At 72.9% G+C, this 16,432-nt stretch carries 15 protein-coding genes; 6 read left to right on the top strand and 9 right to left on the bottom strand.

The window, feature by feature from the left end; genetic code table 11:
- Positions 1–8: 8 nt before the first annotated feature.
- From HLB15_RS07755 to HLB15_RS07745, 3 genes are read right to left on the bottom strand one after another with little or no spacing between them, the layout of a single operon-like run.
- Entirely contained in the window at positions 9–896 is an 888-nt protein-coding gene (locus HLB15_RS07755; RefSeq protein ID WP_212759619.1) for a carbohydrate ABC transporter permease, read from the bottom strand.
- Positions 896–1,786: a carbohydrate ABC transporter permease gene (locus HLB15_RS07750; protein ID WP_171104730.1), complete on the bottom strand. Its 891-nt coding sequence runs from the start codon at positions 1,784–1,786 to the stop codon at positions 896–898. The genes HLB15_RS07755 and HLB15_RS07750 overlap by 1 nt, the downstream gene beginning before the upstream one ends.
- Before the next feature lie 2 nt (positions 1,787–1,788).
- Complete coding sequence (locus tag HLB15_RS07745) at positions 1,789–3,069, bottom strand: extracellular solute-binding protein (RefSeq protein WP_229785648.1); 1,281 nt, start codon at positions 3,067–3,069, stop codon at positions 1,789–1,791.
- A 227-nt stretch (positions 3,070–3,296) separates the two neighbouring features.
- On the opposite strand from HLB15_RS07745, the gene HLB15_RS07740 reads away from it, so the two are divergent.
- Entirely contained in the window at positions 3,297–4,304 is a 1,008-nt protein-coding gene (locus tag HLB15_RS07740) for a LacI family DNA-binding transcriptional regulator (RefSeq protein ID WP_171104728.1), read from the top strand.
- 24 nt (positions 4,305–4,328) lie between these two features.
- Here the strand turns inward: HLB15_RS07740 and HLB15_RS07735 are convergent, their stop codons facing one another.
- Positions 4,329–5,093: a lysophospholipid acyltransferase family protein gene (locus HLB15_RS07735; RefSeq protein ID WP_171104727.1), complete on the bottom strand. Its 765-nt coding sequence runs from the start codon at positions 5,091–5,093 to the stop codon at positions 4,329–4,331.
- Between the two features lie 55 nt (positions 5,094–5,148).
- Between HLB15_RS07735 and HLB15_RS07730 the strand changes: the two genes are divergently transcribed.
- Positions 5,149–5,838: a hypothetical protein gene (locus tag HLB15_RS07730; RefSeq protein ID WP_171104726.1), complete on the top strand. Its 690-nt coding sequence runs from the start codon at positions 5,149–5,151 to the stop codon at positions 5,836–5,838.
- Positions 5,839–5,905: 67 nt separating this feature from the next.
- Here HLB15_RS07730 and HLB15_RS07725 read toward each other — a convergent pair whose 3' ends face one another.
- Positions 5,906–6,850, bottom strand: coding sequence for an ROK family glucokinase (locus HLB15_RS07725; protein WP_171104725.1), 945 nt, complete (start codon positions 6,848–6,850; stop codon positions 5,906–5,908).
- Positions 6,851–7,015: 165 nt separating this feature from the next.
- On the opposite strand from HLB15_RS07725, the gene HLB15_RS07720 reads away from it, so the two are divergent.
- A complete protein-coding gene (locus HLB15_RS07720; RefSeq protein WP_171104724.1) occupies positions 7,016–8,848 on the top strand; it encodes an AMP-dependent synthetase/ligase in 1,833 nt (610 codons plus the stop codon).
- A 57-nt stretch (positions 8,849–8,905) separates the two neighbouring features.
- Here HLB15_RS07720 and HLB15_RS07715 read toward each other — a convergent pair whose 3' ends face one another.
- Positions 8,906–9,442, bottom strand: coding sequence for a GNAT family N-acetyltransferase (locus HLB15_RS07715; protein ID WP_171104723.1), 537 nt, complete (start codon positions 9,440–9,442; stop codon positions 8,906–8,908).
- Positions 9,443–9,648: 206 nt separating this feature from the next.
- Between HLB15_RS07715 and HLB15_RS07710 the strand changes: the two genes are divergently transcribed.
- Both HLB15_RS07710 and HLB15_RS07705 read left to right on the top strand, forming a co-directional pair.
- On the top strand, positions 9,649–10,875 hold the full coding sequence (locus tag HLB15_RS07710) for a pyrophosphate--fructose-6-phosphate 1-phosphotransferase (RefSeq protein WP_171104722.1): 1,227 nt from the start codon (positions 9,649–9,651) through the stop codon (positions 10,873–10,875).
- 41 nt (positions 10,876–10,916) lie between these two features.
- Entirely contained in the window at positions 10,917–12,278 is a 1,362-nt protein-coding gene (locus tag HLB15_RS07705) for a class II 3-deoxy-7-phosphoheptulonate synthase (RefSeq protein ID WP_171104721.1), read from the top strand.
- A gap of 24 nt (positions 12,279–12,302) precedes the next feature.
- Here HLB15_RS07705 and HLB15_RS07700 read toward each other — a convergent pair whose 3' ends face one another.
- Positions 12,303–12,668: an Rv2175c family DNA-binding protein gene (locus HLB15_RS07700; RefSeq protein ID WP_229785649.1), complete on the bottom strand. Its 366-nt coding sequence runs from the start codon at positions 12,666–12,668 to the stop codon at positions 12,303–12,305.
- Between the two features lie 118 nt (positions 12,669–12,786).
- Here HLB15_RS07700 and pknB point away from each other — a divergent pair, with 118 nt between their 5' ends.
- Positions 12,787–14,709 carry a Stk1 family PASTA domain-containing Ser/Thr kinase gene (gene pknB / locus HLB15_RS07695; protein ID WP_171104720.1) on the top strand — a complete coding sequence of 641 codons (1,923 nt, stop codon included), beginning with the start codon at positions 12,787–12,789 and terminating at the stop codon, positions 14,707–14,709.
- Between the two features lie 42 nt (positions 14,710–14,751).
- Here pknB and HLB15_RS07690 read toward each other — a convergent pair whose 3' ends face one another.
- Positions 14,752–15,900 (bottom strand): polyprenyl synthetase family protein, encoded by a 1,149-nt coding sequence (locus tag HLB15_RS07690; RefSeq protein WP_171104719.1) that lies wholly within the window; start codon positions 15,898–15,900, stop codon positions 14,752–14,754.
- 9 nt (positions 15,901–15,909) lie between these two features.
- Positions 15,910–16,432, bottom strand: a 523-nt coding sequence (locus HLB15_RS07685) for a hypothetical protein (RefSeq protein WP_171104718.1), incomplete at its 5' end; no start/stop codon positions are given.

The raw sequence follows: 16,432 nt of genomic DNA, 5'->3' as shown, positions 1-16,432 counted from the left end.
GCGGGAGGCTACTTGAGCCCGGTGGTCGCGATGCCCTGCACGATGTGCCGCTGGAGGGCGAGGAAGACGACGAGGATCGGCAGCACGATGACGGTGGCACCGGCCACGAGCAGGCCGTACTGCACGGTGTTCTGGCCGGTCGAGTAGAGCGCGAGGGCCACGGGCAGGGTGTACCGGTCGGCGGACTGCACGGCGACCAGGGGCCAGAGGAAGTTGTTCCACGACCCGAGGAAGGTGAGGATGCCGAGCGTCGCGAGCGCGGGCTTGGCCTGCGGCAGCACGATGCGGAAGAAGGTGCGGAACTCGCCGGCGCCGTCGACGCGCGCGGCGTCGAGCAGCTCGTCCGGCACGTCGAGCATGAACTGCCGCATGAGGAACACGCCGAACGGTGCCGCGAGGAAGGGCAGGATCAGGGCGGCGTAGGTGTTGATCAGGTCGAGGTTCGCCACGAGGACGAACAGCGGCACGAAGGTGACCATGCCCGGCACCATCAGCGTGCCCATGACGAGCGCGAACAGGGTGCGCTTGCCGGGGAAGTCGAGCTTGGCGAGCGCGTAGCCGACCATCGCGCTGAACAGCACCGAGCCGACGGTGACGATCAGCGCGACGACCACGGAGTTGAGGAAGTACCGCGGGAAGCTGAGCTGCGCGAACAGCTCGGTGTAGTTGGACCACGTGGGGTCGGCGGGCAGCAGCGTGGGCGGGAACTGCCGGATCTCGCCCTCCGGCTTGACCGAGGACACCACCATCCACACGAGCGGGCCGATCGAGGCGGCGAGCCCGAGCAGGAGCGCGACGTTGAGCAGGATCGCGCGCGGGGTCCTGCGCCGGGTGTCCGGCCGCACCCGGGTTGTCGCGGGAGCCGTCGTCAGGGGAGCCGTCGTCGTCGAGGCCATCACTTTTCCGTCCGCAGGAGGCGGAACTGCAGGTAGGACAGGATCACGATGGCGACGAACAGCACGTAGCTCATCGCGGCGGACAGGCCGTAGTTCCCGAAGCCGAACTGGTTGAAGATCTCGTACGCCACGGAGTTGGTGGCGCCCAGCGGCCCGCCCTGGGTCATGACGAACGGCTCCTCGAAGAACTGCAGGTAGCCGATGCCGGTGATGACGGCGCAGAACAGGATCGTCGGCCGCAGCAGCGGCACGGTCACCGACCAGAACTGCCGCACGGGCCCGGCGCCGTCGATCGACGACGCCTCGTACACGTCGCGCGGGATGCCCTGCAGGCCGGCTAGCAGGATGACCATCGAGTACCCGACGTTGCGCCACGTGGCCATGACGATGAGGGCGGGCATGGCCCAGGTCTCGTCGGTGAGCCAGCGCGGCCCGTCGACCCCGACCGCGCCGAGCGCGGAGTTGACGAGGCCGAAGTCGGGCTGCAGCAGGAACCGCCACACGACCGCCACCGCGACGATCGACGTGACCACGGGGGCGTAGAAGCCCACGCGGAACACCGACCGGAACCACACCAGGCCCGAGTTCAGCAGCACCGCGAGCAGCAGCGCGAGCGCGAGGGTGAGCGGCATCGCCACCCCCACGAAGTAGAGCGTGTTGCCCGCGGCCTGCTGGAACTTGGGGTCGGCCAGCGCCTCGGCGAAGTTCGCGAACCCCACGAAGTTCACGGCCCACGGCGTCCTGAGGTCCGCGCCACGCATGTCGGTGAACGCCATGTACAGCGAGGACGCGACGGGGACCAGCAGGAACACCGCGAACAGCAGCGTGAACGGCAGCGCGAAGCCCCAGGCGGCGAGGCCCGTGCGGCGGCGGCGTGCGGAGACGGTCACGGTCAGTCCAGACCCGTCCCGATCGAGGTGGCGGCGTCCTGGATCCGGGTGGCCGCGTCCTGCGGGCTGAGGTCGCCCGCGATGACCTGCTCGATGACGAGGTCGATCTCGTGCTCGATCTCGGCCCAGGTCGGGATGGCCGGCGTGGAGCGCGCGGTGCTCAGCACGTCCTCGTAGACGGCGACGGTCTCGTCGTCGGCCAGGGCCGGGTCCTCCCAGGCGGCCTGGGCGGCGGGGAGGTCGTGGGAGATCTCGAACCAGTCGACCTGGGTGGCCGGGTCGGTGGCGAACTGCACGAACTTCCAGGCGGCGTCGGGGTTGGCGGCGTCGGCGAGGACGGCCAGGTTGGAACCGCCGATGAAGGACGCGGTGGTCTCGTCGGACGGCAGCGGCACGACGTCGAACTTCCCGGCGAAGTCGTCGCCCGCTGTGGTGAGCAGGTTGCTGCGCTCCCACGGGCCGGAGACGAACGAGCCGAGCCTGCCGTCGACGAAGTTCTGGACCTTCTCCTCCTCGACCAGCACGGGCGGCGCGAGGCCGTCCCGCATGAAGGAGGAGTAGTACTCCAGCGCCTTGACCTGCGCCTCGTTGTCGAGCGTGAACTCGCCGTCCTCGTTCATGATCTCGCCGCCCGCCTGCCAGTAGAACGGCAGGTACATGAGGGCGGTGGAGTTGCCGCGCGTCTGCAGCGCGATGCCCTCGTCGGCCCCGGCGTCCTGCAGGCCCGCGGCGAACTCGGTGAGGTCGTCCCACGTCTGCGGCGCCTCGACGCCCGCCTTCTCGGCGAGGTCCGTGCGGTAGTAGAGCACGCGCGACTCGACGTACCAGGGCACGCCGTAGGAGGTGCCGTCGACGACGGTGGTGTCCCAGGCGCCCGGGAAGAACGCGTCGGGGTCGATGCCCTCCGGGGTCGGTGCCAGGCCGTCGAGCCCGACGAACCCGCTCATGAGGGTCGTGCCCACCTGCATGACGTCGGGCACCTCGCCGGTCGCGATGGCGGTGTTGATCTTCTCGGTGGACGACTCCCACGGGACGGGCGTGACGTTCACCGTCACGTCGGGGTTGTCGGCCTCGAACTGCTCGGCGAGCTCGGGCAGCAGCTCACCCTCCGTGCCCATCGCCCAGACCTCGACGGTGCCGGTCGCGGGACCGTCGGTGAGGGCGGTGGAGGTGTCGGCCGTGCCGCTGCCGCCCTCGTCGCTGCGGCCGCACCCGGTCAGGGCGAGGGCCAGCGTGAGGGTCGACGCCGTCGCCGCTGCGACGAGGCGAGGTGTCCTGTTCACGATCACTCCTTTGTTGATCCGCGAGGCCGGCTCGCAGGTTCCGAAATTTCGACAGTCAATCTCGGAAAGACCCCGGGAGGTTAGGCGCGGTCCGGGGTGATGTCAACGGCGCACGGCCGCAGGTCTCCGCCGTCGCCCCGGGCAATTGCGGGCCGAGCGGGCCCGTCGGCTACGATCCGGATTTCGGAAACGAGCACCTGACTGATCGCCGAGACGCCGGAGGACCCATGGCAGCCGAACCGACCCGCACCCCGCTCGCCGTCGTGGCGGCCGAGGCGGGCGTCTCGGTGCCCACGGTCTCCAAGGTGCTCAACATGCGCCCGGACGTCTCCGGCCGGACCCGTGCGCGCGTCACCGAGGTGCTCGAGCGGCACGGGTACGCGCTGCGGCCGCCGTCGGCCCGGCCGACCGGCATGATCGACGTGCGCATCGTCGACTTCGAGGGCACGTGGTCCGAGGCGGTGGTGCGCGGCGCGGTCGCGGGCGCGCGGCGGCTCGGCCTCGACGTGGTCCTGGCCGTCGAGCCGGACCCCGACGACTGCAGCGCCTGGGTGCGGCACGCGCTCGAGCGCGGCACCGACGGACTGGTCAGCATCGTCGCGGTGCCCGACGCCGAGGCCCGCCGCGCGCTGGAGGACACCGGCACGCCGCTCGTCGTCGTCGACCCGCGGCAGCCCCCGCCCGCCGGCATGCTGAGCGTGGGCGCCACCAACTTCCAGGGGGGCCTCGAGGCGACGGCGCACCTGCTCGCGCTCGGCCACACCCGCATCGCCACGATCACGGGCGCGCTCGAGCAGGACAACGCGATCGCGCGCCTCGCGGGCTACCGCGCCGCGATGATCCGCGCCGGCCTGACCACGGACGACGAGCTCGTGCACGTGGGCAGCTACGGCGTGACGTCGGGCTACGAGGGCGCGCGGCGGCTCCTGGCGCTGGACGACCCGCCCACCGCGATCTTCGCCAGCAGCGACGACACGGCGCTCGGCGCGCTGCGGGCGCTGCGCGAGGCGGGGCTCTCCGTGCCTCGCGACGTGTCGCTGGTCGGGTTCGACGACCTGCCCGTCGCGCCGTGGATCGACCCGGCGCTCACCACGGTGCGGCAGCCGCTCGCCGAGATGGGCGCGACCGCCGTCGACCTCGTGCACCGCGCGCGCACCGCGAGCGGCCACACGCTGCGCACCGAGCTCGCGACGAGCCTGGTGCTCCGCGACTCGACGGCCCCGCCGCCGGCCTGAGCTCCCGGGTCGGTCGGGGAGGGGTCAGCGGCCGGGGCGGCGGGGCTTGGTGACCTCCGGCAGGGGGAGGCCGCCTGGCCCCTCCTCGGCGGTGGGCAGCGGAGGCTCCCCGCGGCTCGCGCGCTCCTTGGCGCTGGCGGCGTAGGCGTCGACGTACTCCTGGCCGGACAGGGAGAGGATCGCGTACTCGATCTCGTCGGCGACCGCGCGCAGCACGAACTTGTCGGTCTCCATGCCCTTGTACCGGCTGAAGTCGAGCGGCTCGCCGATCACGGCGCCCAGCGGCATGAACCGGGGCACCGCGCGGCCGACCGGCTGGGCGACGTCGGTGTCGACCATGGCGACGGGGATCACCGGGGCGCCCGACTCCAGCGCCATGCGCGCCACGCCGGTCTTGGCCTTGTAGAGGCGGCCGTCGGGGCTGCGGGTGCCCTCGGGGTAGATGCCGAACAACCCGCCCTCGCGCAGCACGCGCAGGCCGGTGCGCAGCGCGGCCTCGCTCGCCGCGCCGCCCGAGCGGTCCACGGGGATGACGCCGATGCCCCGCATGAACCAGGCGACGAACCGCCCCTTGACGCCGGTGCCCGTGAAGTAGTCGGACTTGCCGAGGAAGGTCATGCGGCGCCGGACGAGGAGCGGCAGGATGAACGAGTCGATGACCGCGAGGTGGTTGCTCGCCATGATCGCCGGGCCGGTGCGGGGCACGTTCCGGGCGCCGACGACCCACGGCTGGTAGGCGAGCCGGAGCCACGGGCCCACCAGCAGGTACTTCATCACCCAGTAGAACAAGATTCCTCCTCATCACCCGCCCCCGCGGGCCCCCGGACGACAATAGAGTGTGCGCATGGCCGCATCGAACACCGACGACCGCGACGACGACGTACCCGGCGACGCCCCTCGGGAGCTGGGCGACGACGACGTGGCCTCGCGCTGGGCTGACATCGTCGCCACGCTCGGCGACATCGGCGGGTCCGCCGGCGACTCGGCCGCCGGCCCGGACAGGACCGCCGCATCCTCTCAGACGTCGGGCCGGGACGGGGACTCGTCCGCGAGCCCGGGCAGCGATGCCGACACCGCGGCGGACCCGGACGACTCCGCGAGCGACCGTCCCGGCGGCCGACGGGTCGGGGGCTGGTCGGACGGCGGGTGGTCGGGCGGTGACTGGACCGCCGCCCCCGCGGACGCCGGGGACGACACGGCGGCCGAGGTGCGCCGGCCGACCGGCCCGCGCGACTGGCCGCTGACGCCGGAGGCCGAGGCGCTCGAGGAGGCGGAGTCGCACTTCACCCCGCCGGAGCCGCCGCCGCTGCTCTCCCGCGACCCGCTGCTCACCATGGCGTGGAGCTTCGTGGTGGGCGTGCCCGTGCTGGCCGTGATCGGCATGATCCTCTCGGCGGCGGTGCCGGCCCTGGACATCCCTCCGCTGCTGGGCCAGATCGGGCTGGGCCTGTTCGTCGCGGGCCTCGGCGTCCTGATCTGGCGCATGCCGCACCAGCGGGACCCGGACGACGACGGCCCGGGCGCCGTCGTCTGACGGGCCCGGGCCGGGTCGGGTCGCAGGTCTGGTCGCAGGTCTGGTCGCAGGGACGGGCGGCGGGCGCTCAGCGACGCGCGAGGTCCGCCGCGCCCACGATGCCCGCCTCGTTGCCGTGCTCGGCGAGCTCGATCGCGGCGACGGGGCGGTGGCCCATCGCGGAGAGCTGCGCCTCGAAGCCGCGGCGCACCGGGCCGAGCAGCAGGTCGCCCGCCGCGCCGACGCCGCCGCCGATCACGATGAGCTCGGGGTCGAGCAGCGCGGCGACCGACGCCGAGCCCTCGCCGATCCAGCGGCCGAGGGTCGCGAGCAGCTCGATCGACAGCTCGTCGCCCTCCTGGGCCGCCTGCGTGACCATCTTCCCGCGGATCTCCGCGGGGTCGCCGCCCGCGAGCTCGAGCAGGCGGGCGGCCCGCTCGGCGCGCGCGACGGCGGCGTGCTGCGCCTCGCGCTCGAGCGCGCTGCCCGAGGCGTACTGCTCCCAGCAGCCCTCGTGCCCGCAGCCGCAGTAGTGGCCCTCGGGCACGACGCGCATGTGGCCGACCTCCGCGGCCATGCCCCACTTGCCGCGCACCAGGTCGCGCTCGGAGATGACGGCGCCGCCCAGGCCCGTGCCGACGGTGAGCATGAGCATGTCGGTGGCCTCGCGGCCCGCGCCGAACCGGAACTCGGCCCAGCCCGCCGCGTTGGCGTCGTTCTCGACGACGATCGGTACGTCGGCGTCCACGAGCGCCCCGACCTTCGCGGCCAGCGGGTACTCGCGCCAGGCGATGTTGGGGGCGAAGTTGACCGACGTGCGGTCCGGGCTGACGAACCCGGCGGCGGCGAGCCCGATCGCGCCGACCTCGTGCTCCTTGACGAGCTCGTTGCAGGCGTCGGCGATCGCCTCGTCGATGCTCGCCACGTCGTCGGCGTCGGTGTCCCGGCGCACCTGGGCGAGGATCTCACCCTCCTCGTCGACGACTCCCACAGCGATCTTCGTGCCGCCGATGTCGACCCCGATGGCGTGCATGCGTCCTCACGTTCTCTCGTTGCACGACGGCCTCACGGGCCGTCGGGAAGGGGGCTGCACCAACCAGGTGCGCACACCCAGGGTAGCGACCGTCGAAGGTGCACCACGCGGCGTCCGTTTCCCGGTATCTTTGCAGGCACGGTCAGTACTGCCACTGGAGTCAGAATGGACGAGATCACCAGCCCGATCCTCATCGAGCTGCCCCCCACCTCCAACGTCAACGACGTGCTCGCCGAGCGGGTCGGCAAGGGTGCCGACAAGCCGATGATGGAGGTCCCCGCCGGAACGGACGAGCCCTGGCGGGTCGTCACGGCCGGCGAGTTCGACGCCCAGGTGGTCGCTGTCGCGAAGGGCCTGGTCGCCCGCGGCATCGAGCCCGGCGACAAGGTCGGCATCATGTCCCGCACCCGCTACGAGTGGGCCGTGCTGGACTTCGCCGCCTGGGCCGCCGGTGCGGTCCCGGTGCCCATCTACGAGACGTCCTCGGCCGAGCAGGTCGAGTGGATCGTGTCCGACGCCGAGGTGAAGATCGTCTTCGCCGAGAGCGCGGCCAACGCCGCCACGGTCGAGGAGGTCCGTGGTTCTGTGCCGTTGCTCACGGACGTGCTCGTCATCGACGACGGCGGGCTCGACACCGTGGCGGCGGAGGGCTCGGACGTGTCCGACGAGGAGATCGCCCGGCGACGGAGCCTGGCCGACCTCGACGACATCGCGACGATCATCTACACCTCGGGCACCACGGGCCGCCCCAAGGGCGCCGAGCTCACCCACCGCAACTTCGCCTCGCTCGCGGTCAACGCCGTCGAGGCCGTGCCGGAGGTGTTCGGCAAGCCCGGCGGGCGCACCCTGCTGTTCATCCCGATGGCGCACGTGTTCGCGCGGTTCATCCACGTGCTGGGCGTCGCGGGCGGCATCGTCACGGGCCACTGGGGCGACACGACGACGCTGGTCGACGCGCTCGGCCAGTTCAAGCCGACCTTCATCCTCGCGGTGCCGCGCGTGTTCGAGAAGGTCTACAACACCGCGGAGCAGACGGCGGCCGCCGGCGGCAAGGCGAAGATCTTCCACTGGGCGACGGCGACCGGCATCGCGTGGTCGCGTGCCCTGGACACGCCGTCGGGCCCCGGGCTCGGGCTGCGCCTGCAGCACGCCGTCGCGAGCGCGCTCGTGTTCTCCAAGCTGCGCGCCCGGCTGGGCGGCCGCGCGGAGTTCGCGGTCTCGGGCGGCGGCCCGCTCGGCGAGCGGCTGGGCCACTTCTACCGCGGCCTGGGCCTCAAGGTTCTCGAGGGCTACGGCCTCACCGAGTCGACGGCGCCGACCTGCGTGAACCGCCCGTCGGCGACCAAGATCGGCTCCGTCGGCCTGCAGCTGCCGGGCTGCGGCGTCAAGATCGCCGAGGACAAGGAGATCCTGCTCAGGGGTCACCACATCTTCCGCGGCTACCACAAGAACGAGGCGGCGACGCAGGAGGCGTTCACCGAGGACGGCTGGTTCCGCACCGGTGACCTCGGCCTGCTCGACGACGACGGCTTCCTCACCATCACCGGCCGCAAGAAGGAGATCATCGTCACCGCGGGCGGCAAGAACGTGGCACCGTCCACGCTGGAGGACCGCATCCGGGCGCACGCCCTGGTCAGCCAGTGCGTGGTGGTCGGGGACAACAAGCCGTTCATCGGGGCGCTGGTCACCCTCGACGCCGAGGGCCTGCCCGGCTGGCTCAAGATGCACGGCAAGCCGCCGCTCACGGTGGACGAGGCGCGCAAGGACCCCGACGTGCTCGCCGCGCTCGACCAGGCCGTGCAGCGTGCCAACAAGGCGGTCTCCAAGGCCGAGTCGATCCGCAAGTACACGGTGCTGCCGGGCGACCTGACCATCGAGAACGGGTACCTCACGCCGAAGCAGAGCGTGAAGCGGGCGGTGTTCCTCAAGGACTTCGACGCCGACGTCGAGCGGCTGTACGCCGACAAGAACAAGGAGAGCCTGCACCTGCTCGCCTGACCAGCGGACGAAGCCCCCTGCGCCACCGGCGCAGGGGGCTTCGCCGTGCGCCCCCGCCTACCGGCCGTGCGTCACGAGCGTGATCCACGTGTCGGGCGGCAGGTCGGGGCGGCCCGGCACCGGGCGGTGCTCCTCGGTCCAGTCCTCGCCCGTGGCCTCGGTGGCCACCTGCCGCCAGAACCGGACCGCGGGCCGGTTGGCGTCCTGGAAGGCGATCTCCCAGCGCCCGGGGAAGGCGGCCAGCACGTGCGCGGCCAGCCGTCGCCCGACGCCGCCGCGACGCGCCCCGCGCACGACGAAGAACGAGCTGAGCACGCGGGTGTCCTGGTCCGTCCCGCGGACCAGGGCGAAGCCCACCGGCGCGGGCGTGCCGTCGCCCTCGAGGTGGGCGACGACGCCGTGCCACCCCGGCTCGGTGAACGCCGCGTCCAGGCGCTCGCGGCGGAACTGGCCGGTCGCGTCGGGCAGGGCGCCGGTGACGTCGGACATGTCGTGGCGGAACAGCAGCCAGAGGCGTTCGAGCAGCGGGCGGTCGGCGGGCGTCGTGGGGCGCAGGACGAGTCGTGCGGGGGCGTGCGGTGTGTGCGTGGTCATGAAAAAAGCCTCCGGACGCTGTGCGTCGGGAGGCTCGGTCCCCATTCTCTCACGCCCGCCCACCGTGCCGCGGTCCGCGTGCTCAGTCACCGGACGTGACGGGCGGTGTCCCCGGCCCTCAGTAGGATGACGACGAGGGGTGCCGCGCGGGCCGGAGGCCGGTCGGGGCACCCGCGAAAGTTCCCTGATGAGAGGTGCTCCTCAAGATGGCTGTTCGTCGTGTGGCCCTGCTGACCGCCGGCGGCTTCGCGCCCTGCCTGTCGTCCTCGGTCGGCGGTCTGATCGAGCGTTACACCGAGCTCGACCCGGAGATCGAGATCATCGCCTACCTGCACGGCTACCACGGCCTGCTGACCGGCAACAAGATCGAGATCGACGACGAGGCCCGCAAGCAGGCGCACGTGCTGCACCGGTTCGGCGGCTCGCCGATCGGCAACTCGCGCGTCAAGCTGACCAACGTCAAGGACGCCGTGAAGCGCGGCCTCGTCCAGGAGGGTCAGGACCCGCTGCACGTCGCCGCCGAGCAGCTCAAGGCCGACGGCGTGGACGTGCTGCACACCATCGGCGGGGACGACACCAACACCACGGCCGCCGACCTCGCCGCCTACCTGCACGAGAACGGCTACGAGCTGACCGTCGTCGGCCTGCCCAAGACCATCGACAACGACGTGGTGCCCATCAAGCAGTCGCTCGGTGCCTGGACCGCCGCCGAGGAGGGCGCGAAGTTCGCGGCCAACGTCATCGGCGAGAACCGCGTCGGGCCGCGCATGCTCATCGTGCACGAGGTCATGGGCCGCCACTGCGGCTGGCTCACGGCCGCCACCGCCAAGGCGTACCGCGGCTGGCTCGACGAGCAGGAGTGGGCGCCGTCGCTCGGCCTGTCCCGCGAGCGCTGGGACGTGCACGCGGTGTTCCTGCCCGAGCTCGAGATCGACATCGAGGGCGAGGCCAAGCGCCTGCGCGAGATCATGGACACGCAGGGCAACGTCAACATCTTCCTGTCCGAGGGTGCGGGCATGCACGAGATCGTGGCCCAGCTCGAGGCGGCGGGCGAGACCGTCGAGCGCGACCCGTTCGGCCACGTCAAGCTCGACACCATCAACCCGGGCCAGTGGTTCGCCAAGCAGTTCGCCGAGAAGCTCGGCGCCGAGAAGGTCATGGTCCAGAAGTCGGGCTACTTCTCGCGCGCGGCCGCGGCCAACAGCGAGGACCTGCGCCTCATCAAGTCCATGACGGACTACGCGGTCGAGTGCGCCCTGCGTGGCGAGTCCGGCGTCATCGGCCACGACGAGGAGGACGGCGACCGCCTCAAGGCCATCGCGTTCCCGCGCATCGCCGGCGGCAAGGCCTTCGACGTCTCGCAGGAGTGGTTCGGGCAGATCCTGTCCGACATCGGCCAGCCGCTGAAGCCGGCCGCGCCCGCGGAGCACTGAGCGGTGCGGGCACCACGGGGCGCGACCCGAAGGACGGGCCGATGAGCGTCGTCACCGGTCCGGCGGAGCGGTCCGCCGGACCGGCCGGGCTGGACCACTTCCGGACCCTGGAGGCGCGCCAGCAGCCGACCTGGCCGGACCCGGCGGCGCTCGCCGCCGCGACCGGGCGGCTGGCACAGGCCGCACCCATCGTGGTGCCCGCACAGGCCGACACCCTGACCGAGCGGCTCGCCGCCGCCGGCCGGGGTGAGGCGTTCCTGCTGCAGGGCGGGGACTGCGCGGAGACGTTCGCCGAGGCGAACGCCGACCGCATCCGCAACAAGATCCGCACCATCCTGCAGATGGCGGTGGTGCTGACCCACGGAGCGAGCACGCCCGTGGTGAAGATGGGCCGCATGGCCGGCCAGTACGCCAAGCCGCGCTCGAGCGACACCGAGACGCGCGACGGCGTGACCCTGCCGGCCTACCGCGGCGACATGATCAACGGCTTCGCCTTCACCGAGCAGGACCGCACGCCCGACCCGGAGCGCCTCGAGCAGGCCTACCGGATCTCGTCGGCCACGGCGAACGTCGTGCGGGCCTTCACGCAGGGCGGGTTCGCCGACCTGCGCCAGGTGCACGAGTGGAACCGCGGCTTCATGCGCAACCCGGCCTACGCGCGCTACGAGAAGACGGCGGACGAGATCGACCGCGCGATCCGCTTCATGCACGCGTGCGGCGCCGACTTCGACGCGCTCCGCTCGGTCGAGTTCTTCCTGAGCCACGAGGCGCTCGTGCTCGACTACGAGCGCGCCATGACCCGCACGGACCAGCGCACCGGCAAGGCGTACGACACCAGCGCCCACTTCCTGTGGATCGGCGAGCGCACGCGCCAGCTCGACGGCGCGCACGTCGACTTCATGTCCCGCATCGCCAACCCGATCGGCGTCAAGCTGGGCCCGGGCACGACGCCGCAGGACGCCCTCGCGCTCACCGAGCGGCTCAACCCGGACAACCTGCCCGGCCGGCTCACGTTCGTCACGCGGATGGGCGCCGGCACGGTCCGCGACGTGCTGCCCGCGATCGTCGAGGCCGTGACGTGGTCGGGGGCGAACGTCACGTGGGTGACCGACCCGATGCACGGCAACACGATCACCTCGGCGAGCGGGTACAAGACCCGCCGCCTGACGGACGTGCTCGACGAGGTCGCGGGCTTCTTCGAGGTGCACAAGCGGCTCGGCACGGTGCCGGGCGGCCTGCACATGGAGCTGACGGGCGACGACGTCACCGAGGTGCTCGGCGGGAGCGAGGAGATCTCCGACGAGGGTCTCGCGCTGCGGTACGAGACCCTCGTGGACCCGCGCCTCAACCACCAGCAGTCGCTCGAGCTGGCGTTCCAGGTCGCGGAGATGCTGCGGGCCTGAGCCGGCACGGTCAGCGCGGCCCGGTCACAGCATCGTCTGGGCGACCCGGCGCACGGCGGCGCGCTTGCCGTGGATGAGGGCGTCGACGGGCTGCTCGCCGAGCTCGTCGTTCGGCGTGAAGAGCCACTCGAGGATCTCCTCGTCGGTGAACCCGGCGTCGGCCAGGAGCATCACCGTGCCGCGCAGGGTGGGGATGGGCCCGGGGCGCCCGTCGACCTCCGGGAGCACGAACCGTGCGGGTACCTGGAAGGTCTTGCGCTCGCCGCGCTTGATGCCGACGACGTACCGGTCGCGGACCAGGCCCCGGCACTTGCCGACCTCGACGTCGAGGGTCTCGGCGAGGTCGGGCAGGGTCAGCCATTCGCCCACGAGGGCGTCGAGATCTGTCACGGGTGCAGCCTAGGCGACGCGGCCGTGACCCGGCGCCCGGCAACGATCCGGCAACGGCACGGTGTCCGGTACGGGCGTTTCGCCCCCCGCGAGGGAGGTCACCCGTACACTCCACCCCGTGGCTCAGGTGACGGCGGACTCGCTCATCGGCCGCCTGGTCGACGGGCGGTACCGGATCGTGGCGCGCGTGGCTCGCGGCGGCATGGCCACCGTGTACCGCGCGCACGACACACGGCTGGACCGCGAGATCGCGCTGAAGGTCATGCACCCGCACCTCGCCGAAGGTGACCAGGCGGCCAGCTTCCTGCAGCGGTTCGAGCGCGAGGCCCGTTCGGCGGCCGGCCTCCAGCACCACGGCGTCGTCGCTGTCTACGACCAGGGCACCGACGGCGACATGCGGTACCTGACGATGGAGTACGTGCCGGGCACCAACCTGCGGCACCTCATCCGCGAGGGCGAGCTCACGCTGCGCCGGTCGTTCGCGATCCTCGACACCGTGCTGTCGGCGCTGGCCGCCGCGCACGCCAAGGACGTCGTGCACCGCGACATCAAGCCCGAGAACGTCCTGCTCGAGGCGGGCACCGGCCGGCCGAAGGTCGCCGACTTCGGTCTGGCTCGGGCCGTCTCGGAGGTGTCGAACACGACCACCGGCACGGTCCTCGGCACCGTGGCCTACCTGGCGCCCGAGACGATCTCGACCGGCCACGTGGACGCCCGCGCCGACGTGTACGCGGTGGGAGTGCTCGCGTTCGAGATGTTCACCGGCCGCCTGCCGCACGAGGGGGAGGGTGCGATCCAGGTCGCCTTCGCGCACGTCAACAACGACGTCCCGCCCGTGAGCGCGTTCGCCGGGCACCTCGGCCGCCCCCTCGACCACCTCGTGCGCACGCTCACCTCGCGCGACCCCGACCAGCGCCCGCCGGACGCCGCGCACGCCCTCGAGCTGCTGCGCACCACGTTCCGGCGGATCCCGAACGAGGTGCTGGACATCCCCGCCAAGGCGGCGCCCCCGCCGTCGCCCACGGCGGTCCGGGCGGCGCACACCGCCGCGCGCACCGCCGTCGTCGAGCGGCCGCAGGCAGGGCGGTGGGCGGCGCAGCAGCCGCCCCGTCCGCCCGTGCAGACCGCGTCACCCGCGCCGCCGACCGCGCCCCGACGGCGGTGGCGCGGCAACCTCGCGCTCGTGCTGGGCCTGGTCGTCGTGCTGCTCGCCGCATGGTGGTACACCGAGCACGGGCCCGGCGCCTTCACGGTGGTGCCCGACGGCGTCGTCGGCGTCGCTGTGGAGCAGGCGCAGGACACCCTGGCGGAGGCGGGGCTCACGGCGTCGACCAGGCAGCGGTACGACTCCGACGTGCCCGAGGGCCAGGTGATCTCGGTACGGCCCGACGAGGGCAGCCGCACGGAGCGCGACGCCCCCGTCGAGCTCGTCGTCTCGCTGGGTCAGGAGCTCGCCGACGTGCCCGACGGCCTGGTCGGCATGTCCGAGGAGGACGCCGTCGCGGCACTGCGGGCCGCGGGCCTGACGGACGTCGACGTCTCGCGCGAGTACACGGACGACGGCCCGGCCGGTGAGGTCATCTGGGCCTCGGTGCGCGACGGCGACCGGGTGCCCACGGACGAGCGTGTGCGGCTCACCGTCTCCGAGGGGCCACCGCCCGTCACGGTGCCGGAGGTCGCGGGGGCGGCCGCCGACGACGCCGTCGCCGCCCTGGAGGCCGAGGGGCTGCGGGTCGAGCGCGAGGAGGTGTTCGACGACGAGGCGGCGCCGGGGACCGTGATCCGCACCGAGCCCGGGGCGGGCGAGGGCGTGGCGCAGGACGGCACCGTCACGGTGGTCGTGAGCCGGGGCCCGGAGGGCACGGTGCCGGACGTCGTCGACCTGTCGCTCGAGGAGGCGACCGAGGTGCTCGAGGAGGCCGGGTACGTGGTCGTGCCGCGCGGGTTCGGCGAGATCTTCGGCAAGGGCGTCGTCGAGACGGACCCGGCGGCGGGGGAGCAGCTCGCGCCCGGCGGCGAGGTCGTGGTCTGGACGTTCTGACGGACCGCTCCTGCTCAGGCGGCTCTGCTCAGGCGGTCCAGCTCAGGCCGCCCGGTCGACGGCGGCGTGCGCCAGGTCGGTGAGCACGCCGCGCCCCGGGTCGCCGAGCTCCGCGAGGTCGAGCAGCGCGTGCGCGCGCACGGCGAGGTCGACGATGAGGTGCTCGACCGCGTCGAGCGCGCCCGACGACACGATCACCTCGCGCACCCGCTCGACGTCCTCGTCCGTGAGGTGCGCGTCGCCGAGGGCCTCGGTCAGGACCGTCGCCTGCGGACCGTGCGGGTCCGGCAGCAGCGCGAGCGTGCGGGCCACGATCACGGTGCGCTTGCCCTCGCGCAGGTCGTCGCCCGCGGGCTTGCCGGTCACGGCAGGGTCGCCGAACACGCCGAGCACGTCGTCCCGGAGCTGGAACGCCTCGCCGAGCGGCAGGCCCGCCGCCTCGATCGTCGCGGCGGCCTCGGTGCCGCGGCCCGCGAGCAGCGCACCCAGCGCGAGGGGCGCCGCGGCCGAGTAGCTCGCGGTCTTGGCGCGCAGCACGCGCCGGGCGCGCTCCTCGTCGGACGCCGGGTCCTCGCCCCACGGCTGGGCCTGGACGAGCACGTCGAGGTACTGGCCCACGACCACCTCGCTCTGCATGGTGTCGAACCGCGCGCGCACCGGCTCCGTGATCGTCGCGGGCAGCGGCTCGAGCGCCGCCGACAGCTCGCGCTGCGCGGCGAGCAGCACGAGGTCGCCCAGCAGGATCGCCGCGGCGTCGCCGAACCGGTCGGCGTCACCGGACCAGCCCGCCCCCACGTGCTGTGCCGCGAACGCGCGGTGGGCCGTCGGCCGGCCGCGCCGGGTGTCGGAGTTGTCCATCACGTCGTCGTGCAGCAGGGCCGCCGCCTGGAAGAGCTCGAGCGCGGCACCGACGCGCACGGCCGCGGTGCGCGCGGGGTCGGCCGGGTCGCCCGACCCGCCGTGCGCCCGGAACGACCAGTAGCAGAACGCCGCGCGCAGCCGCTTGCCGCCCAGCAGCAGGCCCGCAGCCTCGTCGACCATCGCCTGGGCGCTGGGGCTGATGGCGCTCACCTCCGCGCCGAGCAGGGCGAGGTGGGCGGTCACCGCGGCGTCGACGTCGGCACGGAGGTTCTCGACGTCGAGCAGGGCTGCGGGGTTCAGGGCGCCGGGACGGGCAGGCAGGGCGGACACGCCCCCAGCCTACGGGGCCTTGACCGTGCCGCTGATCGTGGCGAGCCTGCGCTCGCCGTCGTCGAGCACACCGACCACGAGCGACTCCTGGACCTCACCGGCCTTGGAGCTCGTGGTCCGCAGGAAGGCCGTCTGCGCGGTCAGGCCGCCGGCGTCGGGCGCCTCGATCTCCTCGAACCCCTGGCCGACGAGGATCGTGCGCGCCTGTTCCATGACCTTCTCGGTCGGGAGCTGGGACGCCAGGTTGAGGGTCACCTGGGTCAGCGCGGGGGCCTTGCCGCCGTCCTTGCCCTTCGGCTCGTCCTCCTGCTCGCCCTTCTGCTCGCCGCCGCCCGCCGGGCGAGCCGACGACGCGAGCAGGGTGGCGCCCTCCGGCACCGGGAAGAGGTCCGGCGGGAACCCGTCGGCGTACCGTGCCACGGCCGACGACGGGTCGAACGTCGGCAGGTCGGCGGGCCCGCCCGAGGCCGCGGCGGCCGGTCGTGCGCTGCCCTCGGTGGTCGGTGCCGACCCGTCCTGGCCGCCCCCGGTG

Source organism: Promicromonospora citrea (assembly GCF_013004695.1).
Lineage (GTDB): Bacteria > Actinomycetota > Actinomycetes > Actinomycetales > Cellulomonadaceae > Promicromonospora > Promicromonospora citrea.
The sequence above is the reverse complement of the archived record's forward strand: the minus strand, read 5'-3'. Positions and strand labels throughout refer to the sequence as shown.